Source organism: Hymenobacter sp. YC55, assembly GCF_029433095.1.
GTDB lineage: Bacteria > Bacteroidota > Bacteroidia > Cytophagales > Hymenobacteraceae > Hymenobacter.
Genome location: NZ_JARNTX010000002.1, coordinates 726778 through 750808, shown reverse-complemented (window position 1 = coordinate 750808; position 24031 = coordinate 726778). Strand labels below are relative to the sequence as shown.

At 53.3% G+C, this 24031-nt stretch carries 23 protein-coding genes; 15 read left to right on the top strand and 8 right to left on the bottom strand.

Annotated features, from left to right (window positions below; genetic code table 11):
• Positions 1-215: 215 nt before the first annotated feature.
• Positions 216-482: a hypothetical protein gene (locus P1X16_RS16405; RefSeq protein WP_277231148.1), complete on the bottom strand. Its 267-nt coding sequence runs from the start codon at positions 480-482 to the stop codon at positions 216-218.
• A 106-nt stretch (positions 483-588) separates the two neighbouring features.
• On the opposite strand from P1X16_RS16405, the gene P1X16_RS16400 reads away from it, so the two are divergent.
• Positions 589-978 (top strand): hypothetical protein, encoded by a 390-nt coding sequence (locus P1X16_RS16400; protein ID WP_277231146.1) that lies wholly within the window; start codon positions 589-591, stop codon positions 976-978.
• 555 nt (positions 979-1533) lie between these two features.
• Here the strand turns inward: P1X16_RS16400 and P1X16_RS16395 are convergent.
• From P1X16_RS16395 to mscL, 3 genes are all read right to left on the bottom strand, one after another.
• Complete coding sequence (locus P1X16_RS16395) at positions 1534-1980, bottom strand: hypothetical protein (RefSeq protein WP_277231144.1); 447 nt, start codon at positions 1978-1980, stop codon at positions 1534-1536.
• A 95-nt stretch (positions 1981-2075) separates the two neighbouring features.
• Positions 2076-3035, bottom strand: coding sequence for a DUF3078 domain-containing protein (locus P1X16_RS16390; RefSeq protein ID WP_277231142.1), 960 nt, complete (start codon positions 3033-3035; stop codon positions 2076-2078).
• Positions 3036-3199: 164 nt separating this feature from the next.
• Positions 3200-3649 carry a large conductance mechanosensitive channel protein MscL gene (mscL, locus tag P1X16_RS16385; RefSeq protein WP_277231140.1) on the bottom strand — a complete coding sequence of 150 codons (450 nt, stop codon included), beginning with the start codon at positions 3647-3649 and terminating at the stop codon, positions 3200-3202.
• Positions 3650-3860: 211 nt separating this feature from the next.
• Here mscL and P1X16_RS16380 point away from each other — a divergent pair, with 211 nt between their 5' ends.
• From P1X16_RS16380 to P1X16_RS16350, 7 genes are all read left to right on the top strand, one after another.
• Entirely contained in the window at positions 3861-4649 is a 789-nt protein-coding gene (locus P1X16_RS16380; protein ID WP_277231138.1) for an enoyl-CoA hydratase-related protein, read from the top strand.
• A 106-nt stretch (positions 4650-4755) separates the two neighbouring features.
• Positions 4756-6261, top strand: a complete 1506-nt coding sequence (locus P1X16_RS16375) for an oligosaccharide flippase family protein (RefSeq protein ID WP_277231136.1) — start codon at positions 4756-4758, stop codon at positions 6259-6261.
• Between the two features lie 130 nt (positions 6262-6391).
• Positions 6392-6826 (top strand): dUTP diphosphatase, encoded by a 435-nt coding sequence (gene dut / locus P1X16_RS16370; RefSeq protein WP_277231135.1) that lies wholly within the window; start codon positions 6392-6394, stop codon positions 6824-6826.
• A gap of 110 nt (positions 6827-6936) precedes the next feature.
• Positions 6937-7947, top strand: a complete 1011-nt coding sequence (locus P1X16_RS16365; RefSeq protein WP_277231133.1) for a sugar phosphate nucleotidyltransferase — start codon at positions 6937-6939, stop codon at positions 7945-7947.
• Between the two features lie 196 nt (positions 7948-8143).
• A complete protein-coding gene (locus P1X16_RS16360) occupies positions 8144-9973 on the top strand; it encodes a tetratricopeptide repeat protein (protein ID WP_277231132.1) in 1830 nt (609 codons plus the stop codon).
• Positions 9966-10730 (top strand): DUF4292 domain-containing protein, encoded by a 765-nt coding sequence (locus tag P1X16_RS16355; RefSeq protein WP_277231130.1) that lies wholly within the window; start codon positions 9966-9968, stop codon positions 10728-10730. The genes P1X16_RS16360 and P1X16_RS16355 overlap by 8 nt, the downstream gene beginning before the upstream one ends.
• Positions 10714-12111, top strand: coding sequence for a peptidoglycan DD-metalloendopeptidase family protein (locus P1X16_RS16350; protein ID WP_277231128.1), 1398 nt, complete (start codon positions 10714-10716; stop codon positions 12109-12111). The genes P1X16_RS16355 and P1X16_RS16350 overlap by 17 nt, the downstream gene beginning before the upstream one ends.
• A 382-nt stretch (positions 12112-12493) precedes the next feature.
• Here P1X16_RS16350 and P1X16_RS16345 read toward each other — a convergent pair whose 3' ends face one another.
• Positions 12494-13444, bottom strand: a complete 951-nt coding sequence (locus P1X16_RS16345; protein ID WP_277231126.1) for a GAF domain-containing DNA-binding protein — start codon at positions 13442-13444, stop codon at positions 12494-12496.
• A gap of 346 nt (positions 13445-13790) precedes the next feature.
• Here P1X16_RS16345 and P1X16_RS16340 point away from each other — a divergent pair, with 346 nt between their 5' ends.
• The 6 genes from P1X16_RS16340 to P1X16_RS16315 all read left to right on the top strand — a co-directional run bounded on the left by P1X16_RS16340 (position 13791) and on the right by P1X16_RS16315 (position 20116).
• On the top strand, positions 13791-14018 hold the full coding sequence (locus tag P1X16_RS16340) for a twin-arginine translocase TatA/TatE family subunit (protein WP_277231124.1): 228 nt from the start codon (positions 13791-13793) through the stop codon (positions 14016-14018).
• A gap of 13 nt (positions 14019-14031) precedes the next feature.
• Entirely contained in the window at positions 14032-14454 is a 423-nt protein-coding gene (locus P1X16_RS31330; RefSeq protein ID WP_346771252.1) for a twin-arginine translocase TatA/TatE family subunit, read from the top strand.
• 14 nt (positions 14455-14468) lie between these two features.
• A complete protein-coding gene (gatA, locus tag P1X16_RS16330; RefSeq protein ID WP_277231122.1) occupies positions 14469-15911 on the top strand; it encodes an Asp-tRNA(Asn)/Glu-tRNA(Gln) amidotransferase subunit GatA in 1443 nt (480 codons plus the stop codon).
• A gap of 71 nt (positions 15912-15982) precedes the next feature.
• Entirely contained in the window at positions 15983-17989 is a 2007-nt protein-coding gene (locus P1X16_RS16325; RefSeq protein WP_277231120.1) for a LysM peptidoglycan-binding domain-containing protein, read from the top strand.
• Between the two features lie 227 nt (positions 17990-18216).
• On the top strand, positions 18217-19230 hold the full coding sequence (locus P1X16_RS16320) for a fatty acid desaturase (protein ID WP_277231118.1): 1014 nt from the start codon (positions 18217-18219) through the stop codon (positions 19228-19230).
• 178 nt (positions 19231-19408) lie between these two features.
• The gene (locus tag P1X16_RS16315) at positions 19409-20116 is read left to right on the top strand and encodes a DsbA family oxidoreductase (protein ID WP_277231116.1); all 708 of its coding nucleotides are present in this window, start codon (positions 19409-19411) and stop codon (positions 20114-20116) included.
• Between the two features lie 73 nt (positions 20117-20189).
• Here P1X16_RS16315 and P1X16_RS16310 read toward each other — a convergent pair whose 3' ends face one another.
• On the bottom strand, positions 20190-20636 hold the full coding sequence (locus tag P1X16_RS16310) for an META domain-containing protein (protein WP_277231114.1): 447 nt from the start codon (positions 20634-20636) through the stop codon (positions 20190-20192).
• 238 nt (positions 20637-20874) lie between these two features.
• Here P1X16_RS16310 and P1X16_RS16305 point away from each other — a divergent pair, with 238 nt between their 5' ends.
• On the top strand, positions 20875-21354 hold the full coding sequence (locus P1X16_RS16305; protein ID WP_277231112.1) for a ferritin-like domain-containing protein: 480 nt from the start codon (positions 20875-20877) through the stop codon (positions 21352-21354).
• Between the two features lie 27 nt (positions 21355-21381).
• Here the strand turns inward: P1X16_RS16305 and P1X16_RS16300 are convergent, their stop codons facing one another.
• Together P1X16_RS16300 and P1X16_RS16295 are read right to left on the bottom strand one after the other, a co-directional pair.
• The gene (locus P1X16_RS16300) at positions 21382-22656 is read right to left on the bottom strand and encodes a DUF2268 domain-containing putative Zn-dependent protease (RefSeq protein ID WP_277231110.1); all 1275 of its coding nucleotides are present in this window, start codon (positions 22654-22656) and stop codon (positions 21382-21384) included.
• A 120-nt stretch (positions 22657-22776) separates the two neighbouring features.
• A complete protein-coding gene (locus tag P1X16_RS16295; RefSeq protein ID WP_277231109.1) occupies positions 22777-23775 on the bottom strand; it encodes an aldo/keto reductase in 999 nt (332 codons plus the stop codon).
• Positions 23776-24031: the final 256 nt, after the last annotated feature.

Sequence of the window (24031 nt, the reverse complement as noted above, 5' to 3'; positions counted from 1 at the left end):
ACTTGAGCTTTTGCCAGTAATTAGCTAGCGGACTATGTACTCCTACCCATGCTATGAACGTTGTCACATCATCATGTTATTGACACCAGTCGAGCACACGGCTAGTTTTGTATCACTTTAAGAAATAGTAGAATAAAATTCTCCCGGCTCTGCATGCGAAAAACCTTGACACTTCTGCTTCTAACCACAGGGCTGGCTACCACCACAGCCCTAGCTCAAAGCAAGACTCCTACCAAGACAACTACTAAATCCACTACAACTTCGTCAAAGGCCACTGCTACTAAGCCTGCTACTACGACATCTAGCACGGCCAAGCCTACAACACGCACTAGCTCCACCACAGCTCGTCCGGCTTCGAAGCCTGCTACACAGCCAGCTACTCCATCTCCGGCTACTACAGAATCGTCAACTTCGTCTAATTCCACTAATCCAGTGAAGCTAGAAATACCAGGAGTTGAGCCCCAAAAAGCTCCTTCATTCAACAAAGGATCAGTAGCAGTAAACTTAGGCTTAGGGTTAGGTATAGGCTATGGCTACACCAACGCCTTAAATTTTGGCGGAAGCTCTAAGTCTTCACCGGCACTTAGCTTGTCTGTAGAAAAGGGTCTCGTTGATGGAATTGGCCCTGGCGTTATCAGCGTAGGTGGTTTGCTTGGTTACAAGTCGTACTCCTACGAATGGTCTTCTTACAAAACCAAGTGGACCAACATATATGTAGCAGCCCGCGGAGCTTATCACTACAATTTCACGGCTAACCCCAAATTTGATACCTACGCAGGTTTGAGTTTGGCAGCTCGCATCGAGAATTACTCCACCGACTATGACGACGATGCGCTGAAAGATTCTTACGGCGGAGCCGATCTAGAAGTAGGAATTTTTGCGGGAGGGCGCTACCTACTAACCGACAAGGTTGGAGTATTCACTGAGCTAGGTTATGATATGAGTTACATGAAGTTGGGTGTCACTGCGAAGTTCTAACACTGGTCTTTACTCGACCTACTAGACTAGTTATTTGATACAATAGCACCTATACACGCTTACTTATGAAGTAGCCATCGGCTACTCTCCTTCTTAAAAACCAACGGGCACTGCAAGCTTTCCACTTTCTGTCCGTTAAGCGTCACGTCCTTCCACTAGTAACGCCTGTGACCCATGGCTCGCGCAACTGCTTCCACAGCTAAGAATCAAACTGCCTTTTACAATAGCTGCATGCCAGCTCCTGTGTGTTATTTGTCGCTCAGTAGTCCATTGTTGGTACCCGATAAAAGCACTATCGCGGTAGTACGAAGCCATGATGAGCACATGCCCCACAATGGATGGGTAGATGACGCTAACTATGGCAAACAAGAATATGGGGTAGCTTTTGGTTTCAACTAAGCTATCATCTGCGTCTTCTTTAGCTGGGCCGGGGGCGAACGGTGGCCTCGATTTCACTAAAGACGCAAAAAGCCCCGCTGCTGTGCAGTGGGGCTTTTTCCTTTATTGTATTGTAAAACGTTGGTAAGTAGGCGTTACGTATAGCTAAGCGCTACTTTAAAACGACAGGAAGTGTTTTTTCTTTTTGTGCTTTAAAGGCTTGCCTTTCGGATCGATGCCCATGGCTGGACGGCTTTGGCCTTTCTTCATCATGGCGTTTCTGGCATGCTTGCTAGCTTTGAACTTGCGCACCGTAAAGCCGCCTGATCCTTTCTCATACTGCCGGGCAGGCCCCGACGCACGGCCAAAGCTGGTGTTAGAGCTGCCGCCGGCCCGAGCCTGCAACAATTCCATTTGCTGGTCGCGCTTGGCATCCTCGGGGTTCATGTTCATGCGGCGCTGCATGTTGGCAATATCCGAAGAGGTAGCCTTACGCTTGCGCGGGCCTTGCTCACTGGTTTGGCTACCCGGCTCGGCGGGACCGATAATGGAAGACTGGGCGTGTACAGGGCGGCTTAGGAAGCTTGCGGCAACCAGAAGCGCGGCAGCTATAATTTTTTTCATGCTCAGGAAAGGGTAGATAAGCAACTGCTGCCTGCGGCAGGTAGAGTGGGGTTCTGGCGCGGCAACGGGTGGCATGCTAAGTTAGTTCAAATTCTTTAAAACTTGTAAGTCAGCCCGATACCTAGTGTTTCTTTGAACTGAATTCGTCGGCCCTGGGCATTGAAGTCTTTGTTTTGCTTGTCGGCGTTGAGTGGAACCAAGACGTCATCATCATACACCAATGCGGTAGCAACGCTGGCACTAAAGAATTTGTTGACTTTGAAATCCAGCAAATTTTCCCAGTTCACATCTATGTTCTGCGGGTTATGAAAGTAGTTGCTGAATAGCTCTAGCCGCGTCTGGTAAGTGATGTTGCTCATAAGCCCCCGCCGATAGCGCACGTTCAGGTAGGCACCCAACTCTTCACGCATCCGTTCGCCACTGCCAATTATTGGTAGCCCGTCGGCATCGAGCCGGGCTGCTTTCACGCCGAATGCACCTACGTCGGCCAACCGTTGGTCGTTTACTACCGTGAACTTGCCCGTTGCTGGCGACAAAAACAGCGAAAAATCATCGCTGGGTTTATATTCAAAGCCTATGGAAGCCAAAATGTAAGCTGGTGCGAAGAATTTCGACAACAACGAATCTGGTTTCGTGATATCGTTGGTGGGCGTGAGCTGCGTTTTCAGGTTCAACTGCGCAGCATAAGACCACTTATTGGCGTAGTTGCGGGCATAGCGGGCATTTAGCTCCAGCCGGTCATCGTTTTTGCGCACTTTGGATTTACCGGCTTTCAGCAAGCCGTATACCAAGTTGGTTGCCAAAGCAAACGTGTGGTTTTCGCCGCGGAAGTACACGTAGCCATTGCCTAACGCCAGCAACGAGAGGGAGCTTTGGCCGCCCGGTGCCCAGTTGCTTAAACTTACCTGACTGAAATTAAGAGTACCATCTCCCCCACGTCGCCAACCACGGATTGTGTCTTCATCGGCTGCAATTCGGAAAGCGGCTTGGGGAACTGGAGCCCGGTAGGGCGCGTAACTTTGCGCATGCGCACCACCATAAAGCCATAATAGCAAGCTAGTTAATAAGAACTTTCTGGTGACAGAGAGAATAGTTGTTCTCATAAAAGGAGAAAAACCAAACAACTAAAAGGTGAACAAAAAGCCGGTTTTCGCCCAGACTACATGCGGGCAAAAACCGGCTTTACAGACTTTACGGCAACAAATCAACTCTACAACAATTAGGTACGGCTACGCAACGCATCTCGGATTTCCATTAGCAGTACCTGGTCTTTGGTGGCCGCTGGTTCCGTTACCACCACTACTGCTGGCTTCTTGAATCGATTTGCAAGTTTGACCAGCCAAAAAATGGCAAATGCAATGAGAAGAAAATCAATGACAGCTGTCAAAAACAACCCAAAATTTACGGTAGCAGCACCTGCATCCTTCGCCGCCTTCAGCGTGTTATAGTTGCTGCCATCGAGGGCGATAAACCAATCAGTGAAATCTTTTCCGCCAGTTAAGAAGCTTAATATTGGCATCAAGATGTCGTCCGTAAGAGAAGTTACAATCTTACCGAATGACGCTCCAATGATAACACCAACTGCCAGATCGAGCACATTTCCTTTTGAAATAAACTCTTTGAATTCAGTAACAAACCCCATGTGCTTGTAAATTTTATGGTGAGACAAGACAACTGATTTGGGCTAATATACTTTATTCTTAATACCTCGGCCGTAGTTTATACAAAGGTAACGTACTCGCTTAAAGCGAAATTTGCTTTTCGCCGGATCAGACTTTCTTCCCGCTTAACACCTCATTCGAGCTAGCTGAATACCTGCTTCAGCCTCCCGATTTAGGCTATCTTTGCTGGCATCCTGCTACCGCCACCTCACTTTCTGCATGGCTTCTTTCGAAAATTTGCTCTATGACCTTGATGCCGAAAGCGGCATTCTGACCATCACGCTGAATCGGCCAACCAAGCTCAACGCCCTCAACAGTGCCACCATCACCGAAATCGGGAAGGCCATGCAGCAGGCCCTCGACGACCAGCAGGTACGGGGTATTATTTTAACGGGTAGCGGCGAAAAAGCCTTCGTGGCCGGTGCCGATATTGCCGAGCTAGCAGCCTTGAGCGAGCCGCTCGCTCGTCGGGCTTCCGAACATGGGCAAGAGGTATTTTGCATAATAGAGGAAAGTCCTAAGCCTGTGATAGCCGCCGTGAATGGCTTCGCGCTAGGCGGTGGCTGCGAGCTAGCTATGGCCTGCCACATGCGCATTGCCGCCGACAACGCCCGCTTCGGTCAGCCCGAGGTGAATTTGGGATTGATTCCGGGTTACGGTGGCACGCAACGCCTGACGCAGTTGATTGGCAAAGGCAAAGCGCTGGAGCTGATGATGACAGCGGACATGGTGAAGGCCGACGAAGCCTTGCGCCTCGGCTTGGTCAACCACGTGGTGCCCGCCGCCGACCTGCTTACGTTTACGCGTGAACTTCTTGGCCGCATCCTGACGAAAGCACCCCTAGCCATAGGGCTCGTTATCGACAGTGTGAATGCCTATTTCGCCGACGACCGGCACGGCTACCAAACCGAGGCTAATGCCTTTGCCCGCTGCTTTGTGTCGCAAGATTTCAAGGAAGGCACGCAGGCATTTTTGGAGAAGCGCCCAGCTGCTTTTATCGGTAAATAATATTCGCTTTACAGGAGCAATTCTCCTTTCAAGGTAGTAGGCCCCTTCTTTTACCTACTACCGCTCAAGATATTCCTGCTTAAGCAGGAAGACACTGACAGCTACTATGAGTTCAATTGCCAAGCGTCTTGCTTCGCAGACGGCCGTGTACGGCATCAGCAGCATTGTAGGGCGCGTGCTGACTTACTTGCTGGTGCCAGTGTACACTGGGCGGTTCGCCGCGGCCGAGTACGGCATTGTCACGGCCCTGTATGCCTGCGTTTCGTTTCTGAATGTGCTCTTCACGTACGGGCTCGAAACCACCTTTTTCCGCTTTGCCTCGCGGCCTGGTACCGACCGACAATTGCTATACAACCGGGTGCTCAGCTTGCTGATCGTGAGCAGCGTTGTGTTTTCGGGGGTACTGGCGTGGCAGGCAGGCACCTTGCTGCGGCTGCTCAAGTTGTCGTCAGGACAGGAGCGGTATGCGGTTTGGCTAGCACTTATTCTGGGTCTTGATGCAGTAGCAGCTATTCCATTTGCGCGGCTGCGGTTAGAGAACAAGGCCCGAAAGTTTGCGGCTATCCGCATGGCCAACATTGTGCTGAACGTGGCGCTGAACCTGTTCTTTATCATTGTGTGCCCTGATATTATGACGGGTAAGTACCTGACGGTGCTTCAGCCCCTGATAGCGCGCGTTTATGATCCTAGTATCGGGGTGGGCTACGTATTCTTGTCGAACCTGGCCGCTAGTGCTTTCACGCTGCTGCTCTTGGCGCGCGAGTTGGCCACCTTCCGCTTTCATATTGATGTGGCAAGCATCCGGCCGATGCTGGTGTATGCCTATCCTATTATGTTGATGGGACTGGCTGGCATGGTAAACGAAACGCTCGACCGGATCTTGCTGCCGGCCTGGCTACCAGAAGGCTTTTATCCGGGCAAGAGCAGCGAAACTGTGGCGGGCATCTACGGCGCTTGCTACAAGTTGAGCATTTTCATGAGCCTCGTTATCCAGGCCTTCCGATACTCTGCCGAGCCGTTCTTTTTCTCGCAGAGTACCGAAAAGAACTCCCCGGCTACGTTTGCCATGGTGTTGAAGTGGTTCACGCTCTGCTGCGCTTTTATTTTCGTCTTCATCAGCGTCAACCTCGAAGACTTCGCCAAGCAGTTTCTGCGCAGCGCCGAGTACCGCGAGGGCATAGCTGTGGTGCCCGTGCTGCTGCTCGCCAACTTGTTTCTGGGCGTGTACTGGAACCTGTCGGTGTGGTTTAAGCTCACCGACAAAACCTACTACGGCACGTACATTGGCGGGGCCGGCGCCGTACTCACCATCGTGCTTAACATCCTGCTGATTCCGGTGCTAGGCTACATGGGCTGCGCCCTGGCCACGCTAGCTTGCTACTTTATGATGGCAGCTATCTGTTGGTGGCTAGGCGAGCGGCACTTTCCCGTACCTTACCCGGTAGGTCGCCTACTCATGTGGCTGCTGGTAGCATCGGGGGTGGTGGCGCTGGGGTGGTTTGTTTCTTTCGATAATTATTGGGTACGTCACCTCTGGCACTTGGTGCTGTGCGCCGGCTTCCTGGGCTTGGTAGTGCTGGTTGAGAAACCCCAACGCTTGCTGGCCCGCTAAGACACTGAGTGTGCATCGGGAGTTGCTGGTTATCAATGCTGAATATCTTCGGAAAAGCAGTGGGCAACTCGTGATGCACCCCGGATTACTGGCGATCCGAATAATTGAAACCAGAAACTACCTTTGCCGCATGCAGATACCTGTTATCAACCGCTCCCGCCACCCCTTGCCCGAGTACCAGACGGCCCACGCCGCGGGCCTCGACGTTAGGGCCAACCTCCCGGAGCCCATTACGTTGAAGCCATTGCAACGCGCCCTTATTCCAACGGGCTTGTTTCTGGAAATTCCAGTTGGCTATGAGATGCAGGTGCGGCCCCGTAGCGGCTTGGCATACAAGCACGGTATTGGTATCGTGAATAGCCCAGGCACCATCGACGCTGATTATCGTGGCGAATTGAAGGTGCTATTGGTTAATCTGTCCGACACCGAGTTTGTGGTCCAGGATGGGGAGCGTATTGCGCAGCTAGTAGTAGCTCGCCACGAAACTATTGCTTGGCAGCCAACCGAGGCCCTGAGCGAAACTGCCCGCGGTGCGGGCGGTTATGGCAGCACGGGCGTGAGTTAGCAGTAGTATATAGTATAGCTAACTGGTTTTCGCTGGTGCCATTCCTACCTTGACATTCACCACCCTTCAATAAGTCATCCTTCCCCTCCAACCTTTCAACTATTCAACACATGAGAATCATCGTCCCGATGGCCGGCATGGGCAAGCGCATGCGCCCCCACACGCTTACTGTTCCAAAACCTCTTATTCCGGTTGCGGGCAAACCGATTGTGCAGCGTCTGGTAGAAGATATTGCGAAAGTGTGCGGTGAACCGGTGCAGGAAGTGGCCTTCATTATTGGCCGCTTTGGGGCGGAAGTAGAGAAAAGCCTGATAAAAATTGCGGAATCAGTAGGCGCCCAGGGCACCATTCATTACCAAGACGAGCCTCTGGGTACGGCGCACGCCATTCTGTGCGCACAGTCGGCACTGACTGGTCCCGTAGTAGTAGCTTTTGCCGACACCCTGTTCAAAGCCGACTTTACGCTCGACACCAATGTACCCGGTACCATTTGGGTGCAGAAAGTAGAAGACCCTAAGCCGTTTGGCGTAGTGAAGCTCAATGAGCAAGGCCAGATTACGGATTTCGTAGAGAAGCCTACCGAGTTTGTTTCCGACCTCGCCATCATCGGCATCTACTACTTCCAAGACGGCGAATACCTGCGCCAGGAGCTCCAGTATCTGCTCGACAATGACATCAAGGACAAAGGCGAGTTTCAGCTTACCAATGCCCTCGAAAACATGAAAAACAAAGGCACGACCTTCGTGCCTGGCCGCGTAACCGAATGGCTGGACTGCGGCAACAAAGACGCCACCGTCTACACCAACCAGCGGTACCTGGAATATTTGCAGGAGCGCGGCGAACCTTTGGTAGCTGAATCTGCGAAAGTGACAAACTCTGTGCTGATTCCGCCGGTTTATATCGGTGAGGGCGTTGTTATTACCGATTCGGTGGTAGGACCGCACGTATCTCTCGGTAGTCAAAGCAACGTTCGGAGCTCGGTGGTGTCCAATTCTATTGTGCAGCAGTCGGCAACCGTATTGCATGCCAACGTAACCAATTCCATGATTGGCAACTTTGCCACCGTGGCCAGTACCCCCCAAGACCTGAGCTTGGGCGACTACAATACGTTGCGCGTGTGAGGCAACTGCTGAATTGTTGGATGGCTAACTGTTGAGGTGTTTTGTTTTAGATCAGAACAAACAACAAGCAGCCATCCAACAATTCAGCACTCAGCCAATACGTTACGCAGAGGTGCGGGGCTGGCTCCATTGTTTTGGGTATCTTCACCTCGTTCTGTTTTCCTTGACCGGCGGCTTGTCCCGCACTCCTGCATTCATGCGTAGCGTTTTTATTTCTTTATCACTGGCTCTGAGCTTGTTGTTGCTGGCCGAGCCGGGCCAAGCTCAGCAGCGACCGGCTGCCCCTGCTCCCGCCGATAAGGTGCGGGAATCTAAGCCTGGCAAACCTGGTAAGCTCAGCCGCAAAGAGCGGAAAGAGCTGGCTCGCCGTGCGGAGTTAGAAGAGGCCAGCCAACAGCGCCAATTGTCTGACCGCGACAGGGGCATGAGCGAGTCGTTCTTCGTGGACGGCGTAAAATACGTGCTGCTTGAAGACTATAATAAGGCACTGGAGCGGCTGCTGAAAGCGTATGCGCTGAACCCGGCTAATGCTGCCATTAGCTACAAAATAGCAGAAACGAACCTGCTCAGCGGCAACCTCAAGGACGCCACCAATTTTGCGCAGGCAGCCGTAAAGCTCGACCCCAAGAACGCTTACTATTATTTGCTACTGGCCCAGATTTATGCTTCGCAGAAGCAGTACGATCAAGCCACCAAAGTATACGCCCAGCTGATACAAGACGTGCCCGACTCTGGGTACTATCTCTTCAACTTGGCCGACTTGTATTTGGCGCAGGGCAAGCTAACCGACGCCTTGGCAACGCTAGAGCGAGCCGAAAAACAATTTGGTGCGCTTGATGAGGTGTCATTCAAGAAGCAGCAGATCTATCTCAAGCAGAACAACCTAGATAAGGCTCTACAGGAAGGCGAAGTCCTGATTAAAGCCAACCCCGACGAAATTCGCTACGTGCTGGCGCAGGCCGAAATGTATGCCGCCAACAACCGCCTGCCCGATGCTATTCGCGTGGCCGAACAGGCACTACGCACCGACCCCGAAAATCCGCAGGCGCATATGATTATGGCCGACGTGTACCGCCAGCAAGGCAATGCGGCGGAGTCGGAAAAGCAAATCAAGCTCGCCTTTGAAAGCCCAGGCCTCGACATCGACGACAAAGTGCGGGTACTGGTGGATTTCATCAAGCAATTGCCCAACCCCAAGCTAGAGCAAACTGCGTTGGACTTGGCGGCCATTACCATCCGGGTGCATCCGAAAGACGCCAAAGCTTATTCCGTGGCTGGCGACATTCAGACGCTCACAAACCACAAAAAAGACGCTCGGGACAATTACTTAAAGGCTATCAAATACGATAACACTCGCTACCAGATTTGGCAGCAGGTGGTGCTCATTGATGCCGAACTCAACCAAACAGACTCTTTGCTTACTCACTCGGAACGGGCACTGGAGCTGTTTCCCAATCAAGCCCCGCTTTGGTTCTACAACGGCGTAGGCTACATGCTGAAAAAGCAGCCTACCAAAGGTGTAAAATCGCTGGAGTACGGCCGCAAGCTAGCCACCGACAACCCCGAGTTGCTGGCCCAGTTCGATACCCAGCTTGGCGATGCCTACCACGAACTGAAAGACTACAAGAAGTCGGATGCTGCCTACGAGGCGGCGCTGACGTTCGATGCCAACAACGCCCAGGCCCTCAACAACTATAGCTACTTTCTTTCCATAAGGGGTGAGAAGCTGGACCGGGCCAAAGAAATGGCGGGTAAACTAGTAAAGCAATTCCCCGAAAACGACACCTACCTCGACACTTACGCCTGGGTGCTTTACAAGCAAAAAGATTACGCGGGAGCCCGGCAAAGTCTGGAAAAAGCTTTGCAAACCAGTAAGGATGGCACCGTAATCGAGCACTACGGCGACGTGCTCTATCAGCTCGGTGAGAAAGACAAAGCACACGCAGAATGGCTACGCGCCAAGAAAACCGGCGGGACCTCAGAGCTGATTGACCGCAAGATCAAAGACAAGAAACTGTATGAGTAAACGCATTGCCCTAGGCTTGCTGATAGCCGCTACTGCCCTAAGTAGCTGTAACCGCAAAATATTTCCAACTACCTCCAAGCAGCCTTCTTCCGCCCGGCCAGTACCTGAAGCTATACGGGCTAAAAATGTAGACTTTCGTTTCCTGTCGGCGAAAGGCAAAGCCCAGTTCGAGCAGCAGGGTGGCAACCTCAACATCCGCATTCGCAAAGACAGTGTTATCTGGATTTCCGCCTCGCTGATAGGCTTTGAAGGATTTCGGGCCTATATCACCCAGGATTCCGTACAGGTGCTCGACAAACTGCACCGGGAGTATTACGCTGGCGACTACGCCTATCTTAGCAAGCGTCTCAATGTGCCCGTCAACTTCGAGATGCTGCAAGCCCTGCTACTCGGCAACTACTTGGCCCCCATCAGCGAGCAGACGGCGCCGAAGGTAACCACGGAAGGAAGCACCCAGAAAGTAAATTACGAGCAGGCCGGTTTGCTGGTGGAGCAACTGATTGAGCTTGGCCAGGGCCGCGTACAGCAGCTCGCCGTGCGCGATACCACCACAAAAAATACGGTAACTGTAAATTATTCTGACTTTCAGGTCTTGGAGCGCAACCCGAGCCCCTTTGCCCACACAGCCACTGTAACGCTCCAACAAGGACAAACTGCGCCGTCCAAGCTCACCATAACGTACCGCAATGTTGACGTGGATAAGGAACGTTTGTTGTTCCCCTTCTCCATTCCGAAAGGCTATGCCCGCAAAAAGTAAGCACTGGCTGCTGGTGGTGCTGGTCGCCGCTTGGCTTGGCGTGCCCGCGCCCAGCGGCGACGCCCAGGCCCAGCAGCGCCAACGTACCTCTAGCACTCGCCGGCGTGGTACGGCTCCCAAATCGAAGGCTCAGCTCGAGCGGGAACGGCGTGCTACCTTACGCCGCATCCGCGAAACCAGCCGCATTCTAGAGCAGACGCAGCGCCAGAAAGAGGCATCGTTGGGCCAATTGAATGCATTGAAGGAGAAACTGACGGTTCAGCAAGGCGTTATTCGCAATATTTCGTCGGAGCTGCGCTACATCGAAACCGATGTGCAGCAAACCGAGCAACAAGTACAGCAAACGCGCCAGAGCCTGGAGCAGCTCAAGGCAGAATATGGCCGTCTGATTTATTCGGCCTCGAAAACCGCCAACAGCTACAACCGCATCATGTTCTTGTTTGCGGCTAAGTCGTTCAACCAGTTTATGCTGCGGCTCCGCTACATTCGGCAGTATGCCGAAGTGCGCAAGGCGCAGGCCGCCCAGATTGCGGGCACTCAGCAGCGCCTCAGCCAACAGCTAACTGGCCTCCAAACCAAAAAGCAAGAAAAGGGGAGTTTGCTTAACACCCAAGTAGCCGAGAAAAACAACCTGCTGACCATGAAAACCCAGCAGGACCAAGTGGTAACCAAGCTCAGCCAGCAAGAACAAAACCTGCGCGAAGAGCTTGCCAAACGACAACTGGCTGTCAGCCGCCTCGACAACCTGATTGCAGAGCGGGTGCGGGAAGAAATTGCCCGGGCTGCGCGCGTGGCCGCCGCCAGAGCCGCCGCTCGCGCGGCCGCCCGGGAACGGGCCGCACGAGCGGCCGCAGCCGCGGGTCGTGCCTCCGATGCACCCTCGCGCACGTACTCGGACGCTTCTCCTGAAGAAGCGGCTCCCACTCGTACCGACCGGGTTACTTTAACACCCGAAACGGCCGAGTTATCGTCGTCGTTTGCTGATAACCGTGGCCGCCTACTGTGGCCGGTGTCGAAGGGCTTTATTTCCCAACGTTTCGGGCGGCACAACCACCCGGTGCTGAAGAACGTGGTAGTGGAAAACCGCGGCATCGATATCCAAACCAGTGCTGGCGAGCCAGTGCGCGCCATCTTCGATGGCAAGGTGCTCACAGTAGCCAATGTGCCCGGCATGAACAACATTGTCATGATTCAGCACGGCGAGTACTTTACAGTATATGCCAAGCTGCGCGGGGTAAGTGTGAGTGAGGGCCAGATTGTGAAGATGCGCCAGCCAATCGGCACAGTGTACACCGACCCCGATGGCACCTCAGAAGTCCAGTTTCAGGTATGGCGCAATAGCGCTAACCTAAACCCTGAAAACTGGATTGGGCGGCGCTAATCAATTAGAGCTTGCCTATTAGCTTTTTTGTGCTTTTCCAGCTTTTATTTCTATAAGCATTATCCAGTGTTATCGAATTGAATATTGGATAGCTTCAATTACAAGCGTATAGCAGTGAGTGTAAGTGTGTTCAGTAACAAGCAAAAAAAACACCGCACAAAGTGCGGTGTCTTTCTGAGCTATGAAAACAAACTTAGCTACCAGTATCTCCGGGCTGCACTAAACTCTATAACTAGAGGTCGTACAGCGGGGCTACTCCGATAACATGACGAAAGATAGAAGATTGGACGATTTTTATTGTTATGATTTCGCCGAAAGCCCTCTTTTTACCGGCGAATGAAGCGTTTTATTCGACTTTGTTTTCAACCGCTCCGGAAACTCCCTAAATAAGATTTAATCGGCTTAGCAGTGCTGCCTTGTACGAGTTACCAATCGGGACGGTCGTAGGATTGGCTTGGCGGTCGGAGCCACGTCCGTTGTCGACGAGCATGATGTCTCCTTCGATAGAAGTGATACGATCCAAGCAAACAATGTACTTGCGATGCACACGTGCAAACTCGCGAAGAGGAAGCTTAGCCTCCAATTCCTTCATGGTGCTGTATACGGTATACCGTTCCCGCGAAGTATAAATATTTACGTAGTCGCCTAGAGCCTCTACGTACCGGATATCATTGGTATGCACCCGTACCAACTTATGGTCTTGCTTGACAAAGATTTCGTTGCGGCTACCCACGAACATCGTTTCGGCCGCGTTGTTGGCCATGCGTAGTAAGCCTTCGAGCTTTTGCTGCTCCTGCTCGAGTTGCAGACGGGCTCGGCGCAATTCTAGGTGTGCTACTACTTCGCGGGCCAAAATACGCATGGCTTCGCGCTGCTGTTCGTTGAGAGAGCGGGGCTGCGTATCAAGCGCACAGATGGTTCCGAGAGGCAATCCTTCGGGTGAGACCAACGCTGCCCCTGCATAGAAGCGAATATTGGGGTTACTAACAACCAGCGGGTTCTGCTGAAACAGCGGATCCAGTGTAGTGTCGGACACCTCAAACACATCATCAGAAAGCATGGCGTACTGGCAGAAAGCAGCGTCGCGGTGCGTTTCCGAGAAGCGCTCCAGCCCCAAGTTAGCTTTGAACCATTGTCGCTCCGCATCTATTAAAGATACCAAGGAGATAGAAGTGCCACAGATATAAGCAGCTAGCCGAACCAGGTCATCGAAAGCCTTTTCGGGCGGTGAATCTAGAACTTGGTAGTTGCGCAGTACTTCAAGCCGTTCGTTTTCATCAGGTTGCTGCAGTGACGATACAGAGGGGCGGGTAATTTTAGCGGCTGTGTTCATGATGGGCGGCATTCGCGAAAAAGTCGGTCTTTGATTTTATACATCAAGCCGAGCAACATCTGTGGGGAAACAGAATTAGAAATTGTAAATAGAGTATGAAACAGATCAACCTGCAATTCGTGCCTATATACACATGAAATTACCCGATGAACTCTGCTCTTCTTAAGATGAACTGAACTTCATGTACGCATCACAATGATAACTTAGATTGCCTCCTCAATGATATAACGGAGCTACTCGGTGCTGCCCCATTTTAAAATTATGGGGTATCTTTACCAATCCTGCTTGGCATCCGTATGCGTATCTCAGGCTTTCCACTCCAAACCGGCTTATTCAGCCTTTTTCTATGCAGTTTTCCTCGCTTTTCCTGATTGGCAACTTCGGCACAACCGAAATTCTGCTGATCATTTTTGTTATTGTTTTGCTGTTTGGCGCTAAGCGCATTCCGGAGCTGTTCCGTGGTATGGGTCAGGGCATCCGGGAGTTCAAGGACGCTTCGAAAGAGGAAAAGCCAGAGTACCGCGACCAAAACACCACCCGCAACCCCAACGAGCCTAACCAGCCACGTTACTAACTAGCAGACCAGTATGCACACGCCACTATTGTTTCTCGGAGACATCGGGGGCAGCGAGATGCTGCTCATTATGGTTGTCATCCTCGTCTTCTTTGGTGCCAACAAGATACCAGAATTAGCCCGGGGATTAGGCAAAGGCATTCGGGAATTTAAGGATGCCTCGCGTGAAATTCGTAGCGAGTTCGAAAATCACGTGGAGTCGCAGCCGCAGCAGCCGTACCAGCAACAGTTCAATCAGAACTATATTGCGCCGTCAACTCCAACTCCTGCACCCGCCCCGGAGCACCTGCCCGACGACGCGTACACCCAAACGGAGCCGACTTATAGCTCGCCTGGCACCTCCTACACCCCACCCGTGACTCATACTTCGAGTGCGGACCTAACAGCTCCTGCTCCGACGAGCGCCGAACGGCCTCGTCTAGACCAAATGTCCTAACTGATTTCTAGAATTTGAGACGCTTTCATTCTCTCACGGAAGTTCGTAACGAGCTGACGGCAGGCAACACGACCTGCCGTCAGCTCGTGGAGTATTACCTAGATAACATCGAGCGGCGGAATGGCCGCTTGAATGCTTTTCTGGAAGTATGGCCCGAGGAAGCCCGTGCCCAGGCCGAAGCCGTAGACGCTAAGCTGGCGGCCGGAACGGCTGGCAAGTTGGCGGGTATGGTTATAGGCCTGAAAGATGTGCTAGCCTACAAAGACCATTCTTTGCAGAGTAGCAGCCACATCCTCGACGGTTTCAAGTCGTTGTTTACGGCCACAGCAGTCCAGCGGCTGCTCGATGAAGACGCTATTTTCATTGGCCGGCAGAACTGCGACGAGTTTGCTATGGGCGCCTCCAACGAGTCTTCGTACTTCGGGCCGGTGCGCAATGCCATCGACGAGGAGCGGGTTTCGGGTGGCTCTTCGGGTGGCTCGGCCGTAGCCGTGCAAGCCGATATGTGCCTGGCCTCGATTGGCTCCGATACGGGTGGCTCCGTGCGCCAACCCGCAGCTTTCTGCGGGGTTATTGGCCTCAAGCCTACGTACTCGCGCATTTCGCGTTACGGCTTGGTGGCGTATGCTTCCTCGTTCGACCAGATTGGCACGCTTACCCGCTCGGTAGACGACGCGGCCCTTCTTCTAGAAGTAATGGCAGGCGCCGACAATTTCGACAGTACAGCCAGCCAGCGTGAGGTACCTGCTTACAGCCAGTTGCTAGAGCCTGCTCCCCACTACCGCATTGGGTATATCCGCGACGCAGTAGAACGGCCGGGTCTGAACCCTGAGATTAAGGAAGCTCTAGAAGCAAGTCTGGAAGCTTTGCGCGGCCAGGGCCACGTGGTAGACGCGGTAGATTTCCCCTACCTCGACTACATGGTACCCACTTATTACATCCTGACTACGGCCGAAGCCAGCTCCAACCTCAGCCGCTTCGACGGCGTGAAGTATGGCTATCGTGCCCCGGATGCCACCGACCTCGAGTCGCTTTACAAAAAGACCCGCTCTCAGGGCTTTGGCCCGGAGGTACAGCGGCGCATTCTGCTGGGCACTTTTGTGTTGTCGGCAGATTATTACGACGCTTATTATACCAAAGCGCAGCAGGTGCGGCGTTTGATTAAAGAGAAGACCGATGAACTGCTCCGGCAGTACGACTTCCTGATCCTGCCTACCGCGCCGACCACTGCTTTCCGCATCGGCGAGAACACGAAAGATGCCTTGTCTATGTACTTGGCGGATATATTTACTGTACAGGCCTCTCTTGCTGGAGTGCCTGCGGTGTCGGTACCGGCCGGTCAGGATTCGGCAGGCTTGCCGATTGGCTTACAGGTGATAAGCGGCGCGTTCCGCGAAGAGCACCTGTTGGCATTTGCTAAATCGTTGACGGAGACTCTGATTCCTGCCATGCCCTAACCCCTGCTGTATTGATGAAAACGTTGTTGCGGCCGGTTCGCGTTGCCTCTACCCTCCTCTTGCTGACTGCTATGGCCCGCTCTGCTGCGGGTCAGACGCTCCCCCAACGGACGCCAGAAGTACCTCGTACCAGCCTCCCCGACGACACTACGCAGGTTATCGAATTGCCACTGCTGCTCCCCGATTCGCTGGTAGCAGCCCCTACCCCCATTGATTCGGCGCGGCTGGTTTGGCTGCAAACCCCACCCGAGTTGCAGGACCTAGTAGGTGACCGGGTGGGGTGCATTGAAACTGATGCGCCCCACGCCTTCAACCCTTCGGTCATGTCGTTCGTGACCTTGTTTACGGAGCGCAACCGCAAGTACATGCAGCGGGTCTTGGAGCGGGAAAACGTTTATTTCCCGCTCTTCGAAAAGTATTTGGCCAAGTACAACCTACCCGTCGACCTGAAATATTTGGCGGTAGTAGAATCAGCTTTAATTCCAACGGCCAAGTCGCACGTGGGTGCCACTGGCTTGTGGCAGTTCATGGGTCCGACGGCCAATGACTTGCGTCTGCGCCGCGACGAGTGGATAGACGAGCGAATGAATCCGGAAAAGTCGACGGAGGCAGCTTGCAAGCACCTGCGTTACTTGTACGGCGTTTTTCACGATTGGGAGCTGGTACTGGCTGCCTACAACTGGGGCGCAGGCAACATGCAGCGCGTGATGCGGCGCACCGGTAAAAAGAACTTTTGGGACCTGTACCCTAACCTGCCGAGGGAAACGCGCAATTACGTGCCCACCTTCACGGCCATCATGTACTCGATGAAGTACGCGCAGGCCCACCAGCTACATTCGCCGGAGCTGAAATACCGCTATGCCGAAGTGATGGACACGGTGCAAATCAACGGTAGAGCGGTAGACTTGCTACGCCTTAGCCAAGCCTGCGGCCTCGAAGACTCATCGGCTTTGCTGCATTACAACCCCGAGCTACGGCGTAATTTCTTGCCGGCTGGCTACCGCTCGTACGCTGTACAAGTGCCCGCCACGGCCAAGCCACAGCTCGCTGTAGTTGACCGCGCTACACTTTTCGACTACTGCCTGCCCCGCACTGAGCTGCCCCAACCTTTGCCGCCGATGATGGCGCGCCTAAACGGCGTGGAGCCATTCCCAACGCGTACACTGTTGGCAGCAAGCGGAGCCCCGCGCGAGGAAGTGGAGCCCACTCCTCGTTTTCGTCGGGTGCGGCACACGGTACGCCGGGGCGAAACCGTGTCTGCGCTGGCTGACCGGTACGATGTAAGTGTGGCGCAGCTAGCGCGCTGGAACGGCTTGCGCAAGGGCCGCCCCTTGGCGCCCGGTAAGCAACTGGTTGTATTTGTGCCCATGGCTACCCCAGCCTCGCAGCCAGCCCCAAGCACCGGAACCATTGCTAGTGCGCAAAAGTTGACGGTACCCGCTCGCCTGACCTCACCAGTGGCAAAACCTACCGTGAGCAGCCAAGTGGCCAGGGCAACTGCCCAACCCGCCATCGTAGCAGAAGCCGCGCCGGATGTAGCGCTTGCAAGCAAAGAAGTCCGGACCTCAGCCCGCACAAATCGTAATGCCGCTGCTGCTGCCGTGGCGCCGGCTATTGAGGCGGTAGAAGCAGTTGAAACCGCCGTGGCCGACGACAGCCTGCCAACCGAATACGTGGTGCGCAAGGGGGACTACCTCAGCCGCATTGCCGAGATTCGCGGCCTGAGTGTAAAGCAGGTAATGGAGTGGAATAAGCTAACCTCCATAAAAGTATCGCCGGGCCAAAAGCTGGTGTTTACGGCTCCTGCGGAGGAAGTAGACACTACCACGCAAGAGGAAGTAGTTGCGGCGGCACCAGCACCTGTTCAGTTGAAGCCAGCCCGCGCACCTAAAGTTGCAGCCGTTCAGAAGCTGGCCGTAAAGGAGCCCATCCGGAAAGTGCATCTGGTGCAAGCCGGTGATACGCTCTACAATATCTCACGCCGCTATCAGGGCGTGACGGTAGAACAGCTGAAGCGGCTCAACAACTTAACTACCGACGAGGTTAAACCAGGGCAAAAGCTGATTGTAGCCCGTTAGCTTTCCGTTAGCCTTATTGACCTAGTGAATAATTAGGTAAAATAGGATGCTACTGTGGCTAGCCCTCTGGCTATTTTCCGTGCTTGTTGTGGTAGAGGTTGTTATTATAGAGGTACTTTTGTTGAATGCGGGTTTTGTGTTGACCACTGAAAACAAGGTTATCATCTAGTAAACAGTAGCTCAACCCCGCATCTACCACTACAAAGCCTCACTTCTCAACCAACTTCATGCCTTCTACCACTAAGTCCTTTGTCCTGGTTGACACGCCAGAGCCACACCGGGTGCGCACCCGCCAGATTGTGAAAGCGCATCCGGAAGTAAAAGAACTGATGACACGCACGCCCGCTACTGCTCTTATTGGAGTGGCCTGTGTAGCGGCTCAAGTAGTGCTAGCGGCCCTGCTTCGCAACCAGCCTTGGTACGTGGTGGCGTTAGCGGCTTATCTGGTGGGCGCGTTTCTCTCGCATACCTTGTTCGTGGTTATTCACGAAGCCGCGCACAACCTGGTATTCAGTAAGGTGTGGCAGAATGTAGCAGTAGGCATCGTGGCCAACTTTGCTTCTGTTATCCCCACGGCCATTTCCTTTAAGAACTTCCACATCAAGCACCATGTGTTTCAGGGAGTGCACGAGCTGGACGCCGATTTGCCGGACTGGTACGAGGCTAAGCTGATCAAGAATTACTCGGTGGGTAAAGCTATTTGGCTGTTCTTTTTCCCGCTATTCCAGGTTATTCGCACGATTCGCTGCCGCGAGGTGGCGGTGTTCGACCGGTACGTGGTGGCCAATATTGTGGCGCAACTCGTTTTCGATGCGGCTATTGTGTACTTCTTCGGTTGGATGGCGCTAGGCTACCTGTTTCTGAGCTTTTGGTTCTCGGTTGGCCTGCATCCACTGGGCGCCCGCTGGATTCAGGAGCACTACCTTACGCTGGATGAAGGCCAGGAAACCTATAGCTACTACGGCCGCCTGAACGGGGTGAACCTGAACGTAGGCTACCACAACGAGCACCACGACATGCCGTCTATTCCCTGGAACCACTTGCCTCGCCTAAAGGCGCTGGCGCCCGAGTTCTACGAGCCTCTGCTCCACCACCGCTCCTACACCAAGCTGTTCTTCCAGTTCTTGTTCGATCAGGAAATCAGCCTCTTCTCGCGCATCACCCGCCGGAGCCGCGGCCGGGCCACGCTCCAAGACAACTCCATTCCTGATAAGCAGCTTATTGACGGCGTTTCGGCCTAAAGTACTTGCCCTCAGCATTACCGCTGAGGGCTTTTTTGTGCCTCACAATTCAGTTGCGCAGGATGCAACACGTCGGTTATTCAACGTTCTGTGAGGCGCTACTTCGCGTTGCCTTCTTGCAGAGAAACCTTTTCCCGAGTTTGTAGCTTATACTCGCCGAATTCCGACTCTTCGTCCCATGAAAAAGATACAAGTAGAAATCTGGTCTGATATCCTCTGCCCCTTTTGCTACATCGGCAAGCGGCGGCTGGAAAAGGCATTAGCCACCTTCGAGCACGCCAACGACCTAGAAGTGAAATGGCGTAGCTTCGAGCTAGACCCACAGGCCAATCCGACGCCCGGCGTCAACCAATATACCCGCTTGGCAAGCAAGTATGGCAAGTCGGAGGAATGGGCCCGGCAGATGAGCGCCAACATGACTGAAATGGCAGCGCAAGAAGGCTTAGCTTTCGATTTTGACCGGGTAGTACCCGCCAATTCGTTGCGGGCGCACCGTCTCGTGCACTTGGCCGCACAGTACGGCCAGCAGGATGCCGCCAAAGAGCGTTTGTTTAAAGCCTATCTGGAAGAAGGCCTCAATATCAACGATGTGCCTACCCTTGTGCGGCTCGGCGCCGAACTGAGCTTACCTGCCGCAGAAGTAGAGCAGCTTTTAAACTCCAATATTTTCGAGCAGGAAGTACGGCGCGACGAATATGAAGCGCAGCAGATCGGCGTACGCGGGGTACCCTACTTCGTCTTCGATGACAAGTACGCTGTATCGGGGGCACAGCCCACCGAACTGTTCAAGGAAGTACTAGAGAAGGTGTGGGAAGAAGCCCGTCCGCAGCCAGTAAGCATTGGCGGCCTTGAGGGCGCCGCCTGCGACATAGATGGCAATTGCTAATCGTATCTAGTGTACAATAAATCAAAAGGGCCACCTCAGTTGAGGTGGCCCTTTTGATTGGTAGACTGCTTATCTATTCTGCGCTGTCCTCGAAGACGAGCAGAGGGCGCAAGGAATTAGTGGCATCATAGAGGCGTAGTTCCTTGCCGGTAATTTCGTAGCGTACCGTGCGGGGCAAAGCGTCCAGGTACTTGTTTTCCAAATTTATAGCTCCGCAACTAGCTCTGGTTGATGCTTGCTGGCTGATGGTTAGCTGCCCGGCTGTGCTACCCTGTGAGAAGTTACCGCTAAATGTGTTGCAGGGGGCAAGCCCAATGGTAGTGTTCTGCTTAGTGAATTGGATGTAGGACTGGAAGGCAGCGGAGTAACTGGAAACGGCTACAGGCGTTTCTTCTACTTGCACCAGCATCCAGTGGGTGTTCAATAACTGAGATTTGGGAGTGGTTTCTTCTTTCTCTTGGCAGCCGCCTAGCCAAGCTAAGCCCGCAACGCAGAGAGAAAGATTAGCTAAATGACGCATAGTCAGGAATATGAAAAGATGATGGAATAATCATCAGCATGATTCCATCTATTCCTGAAAGGTTGCAGCCATAAAAAAGCCGACAAAGCGCGTGGTAGCTGCGGGTAAAGCAAGCTTGACAGTAGTGTTACGATAGTGTTAAAACTGCAAGCCCGACGATAACAAGCAAGTATTAAGGCCGTAGTACTTGATAACATTTCACCCTCATATTCAAATCCTTATGGCTCAGCTTCAAAGTTTGCAAGACCTTTTTGTCCACGGAATGCAGGCGCTCTACAGCGCCGAAACCTTATTGGTTGAAAGCATGCCCCGCATGGTAGAAAACACCCAAAACGAAGAATTAAGAACTGCCTTTACCGTTCACCTCGAAGAAACGCGTCAGCAGATTCAGCGCTTAGAGCAAGCCGCTCAAATGCTGGGCGTCGACCCAAATGGTGAAGAAAACGTAGCGCTGCAAGGCCTGATTGCCGAAGGCGAAAAGCTGATGCAGAAAGATGCCGCACCCGAGGTGCTGGACGCTGCCTTGATTGCAGCAGCTCAAAAAATCGAGCACTATGAAATTGCCGGCTATGGTACGGCCGTGTACTTAGCCGAAGAGTTAGGCCACAACGAGGTGGCGCAACTTCTACAGCAAACCCTCGACGAAGAAAAGAAAACCGATCAACTGCTCAACCAGATTGCCAAAAACAAGGTGAACCGCCAGGCCGAACAGGTGTAAGGCAACGCCGCGCCGCCAGAATCAGGGCTAGCGCTGCGCCACTATTTTCTCGTATCCACTCTGGGCCAGAAAGGCCTTGGGGTCTTGGATAGAGAGAATAGAGGCCAGCGCTTGCTTTTTGTCGGAGGTGCTGTTGTAATAGGCCTGCACAATGCGGTAGCCTACGTAGTAGCCTAAGTCGCAGGGCTTTTCGGGAGTTTCTTGGCGGCCGTTGGCAATCCAGTTGCGGGAGTCAGTACCAAGCATTTCCTGCTTGAAAGCCTGCCAAAGCTCTTTTTCGTGGGCGTTGCCGTAAGGGTGCAGGCGGGCATTGGTCAGTTGGCCGGTAACAAGTTCGGCCACAAAGTCGGCCATCCCTTCGTTGAGGGCATAGCCAAGCAACGTACCGTCCTGCTGACCTTGGTTGCTGTGTACTAGCTCGTGCACCATCAAAGAAGGCATCACGGTAACGGGCGCGCAGCGGTTGCGTTGCACTAAGCTTAGCTCGGAGGTATTCACGCCGGGCCCATTGGCTACTTGGTCGGCTCCAATCAGCAGGCCCGCTTCCGACACGGTGCCACCCGACACCCAGCCACCAATAACGAAGTAGATATTCTGGTACTTCAAGGCTGGATACAGTTCCTGAAACCGCCGGAATGCCGCCACTATCTTCGGCTTTTGGTCGGCAATGGCCAGCGTAGTGGCTTGGATGGATTGGTAATACTGCGGCCGACGCTGAATCCGCTTCGTGAATTCAACATCATTCTCAATTTTCGAATCGTAGTAGTCCTGCAAGCCTACGGAAGCCTTATCGAAGTACTCGCGCCGAAAAATAGCTTGCGCCTGCGCAGTATCGCGCTGCGCGGCAGCATAGGCCGTCCAGAAATGGTTAATATCCGTGGTGACCAGCTTCACGTCTTCGGGCCGCCGGATCACCTGCTTTTCTTCCAGCTTGCGCGCCTTCGCCAGTAGTTTAGGCCATTGCTTGTCGTTGTGAAGCAGGTTCAGGTCGGAGTCGATGGCAATGTGCTTGGCATCAGCATAGCCGGCATCAATGGCCTTGCTTAAGTAGGTTAGTGCATGCGGCGCGTCGTTGAGAAGCCCATAATAACAGGCCGTGTTGTAAAAGCTTACAGCTTTGTAGCGAGGCTTAGCGGTAGGCTCCTGCACTACCCGTTGGTACGCCTTAATGGCCTCCGGGTACTTTTTTTGTTTGCTGAGTTGCTGCGCCTCCATCATCAACGAGTCGGCACGGGTCATACGCTGGGCCGTGGCAGTGAGCGTTGCGCCCCATAGCAGCAAAAGCAACAGGAAAGCCTTCATGATACGCTTAGGTAAGGATGTAGCCGTAAGAGGCACTCCAGCAGACAGCCGCTGGTCGGCTACAAAAAAAGCACGATCTGGGACAGACCGTGCTTTTTTGTAAGAATAAACTGAAGCTATTTACGCAAGCTCCTGTTGCATTTGCTCGAGCCGTTCGGTGATAAAATCCACCTCGTGCGAAACCAGCTCTATGTCGGTGGTACGGGCATTCTGGATGGCTTGGTCGGCATTACGGGCACCTACTAGCGCTACCGAGAGGCCGGGCTGCGCCAGCGTCCAGCGAAGTACTAATTGGCCTAGCGTAGCATTTTTGCTTTCCGCCAAAGGCCGGAGCTTCTCCAAAAACTCGTTGACGCGGGTTACACTTTCCGGTTTGAAGAGGCGGTTAGTGGAACGCAGGTCGCTGGCATCGAAGTGCTGACCAGGCTTCATCTTGCCCGTTAGCAACCCGAGTTGCATCGGGCTATACGCCAGGATAGACATATCGTGTCGTTGGCAAAACGGCAGCACGTCTTTCTCAATATCACGGCGCAGCATGCTGTAAGGCACTTGGTTGGACACCACATTTACCGTTTTCAAGGCTTCCTCCATTTGCGCTACCGAATAGTTGCTGACCCCTATAGCACGAATTTTTCCTTGCTCAAGTAGGCGGGCGGCAGCGTCCATCGTCTCGTCGATGGGCGTGGTTACGTCGGGCCAGTGCTGCTGATAAAGGTCGATATAGTCGGTGCCGAGGCGGCGCAGGCTGTCTTCGCACTCCTTGATGATGCTGTCACGGCCCGCGTATTTGTACACGTCAAGGTCCTGGCCGTCGTTGTTCTTGGTTTTCATGGCGAAGTCACCTTTCGCCAAATCCCAGCGCATCCCAAATTTGGTTAGGATCTGCACTTTGTCGCGCGGCAAGGACTTGATGGCTTCGCCTACAATTTCCTCGCTCAACCCTTGGCCATAGATAGGCGCCGTGTCGATGCTGGTAACGCCTAAATTGTAGGAGGCATGAATTGCTCCCACGGCGTCGTTCTGCTCGGTTCCGCCCCACATCCAGCCCCCAGCAGCCCAGCTGCCAAACGTGATGCGCGAAACTTCAATGTCGCTGTTACCTAATTTTATGTATTCCATGAGAAGAAATGCTAGCATGAAAATGCCGGCTCCATTGCCGGCAGTCATTTCAATAGATACCCTCTCAGCCGGGCCAAGGTTACGGTGCAGCTTGCATCCTCTTTCGCTCAGGGGGCGCCTGGCGCTTCTTTAACCCCCGGAATTACACTATACTTACCACAATTTAATACTAAGCTTACGTTGCTGCTATAAACGGACTGGCTCTGAATCCAAGCTGGTGTGTTTCCCAACTATACTGTCGCGGTGAATAACCTAT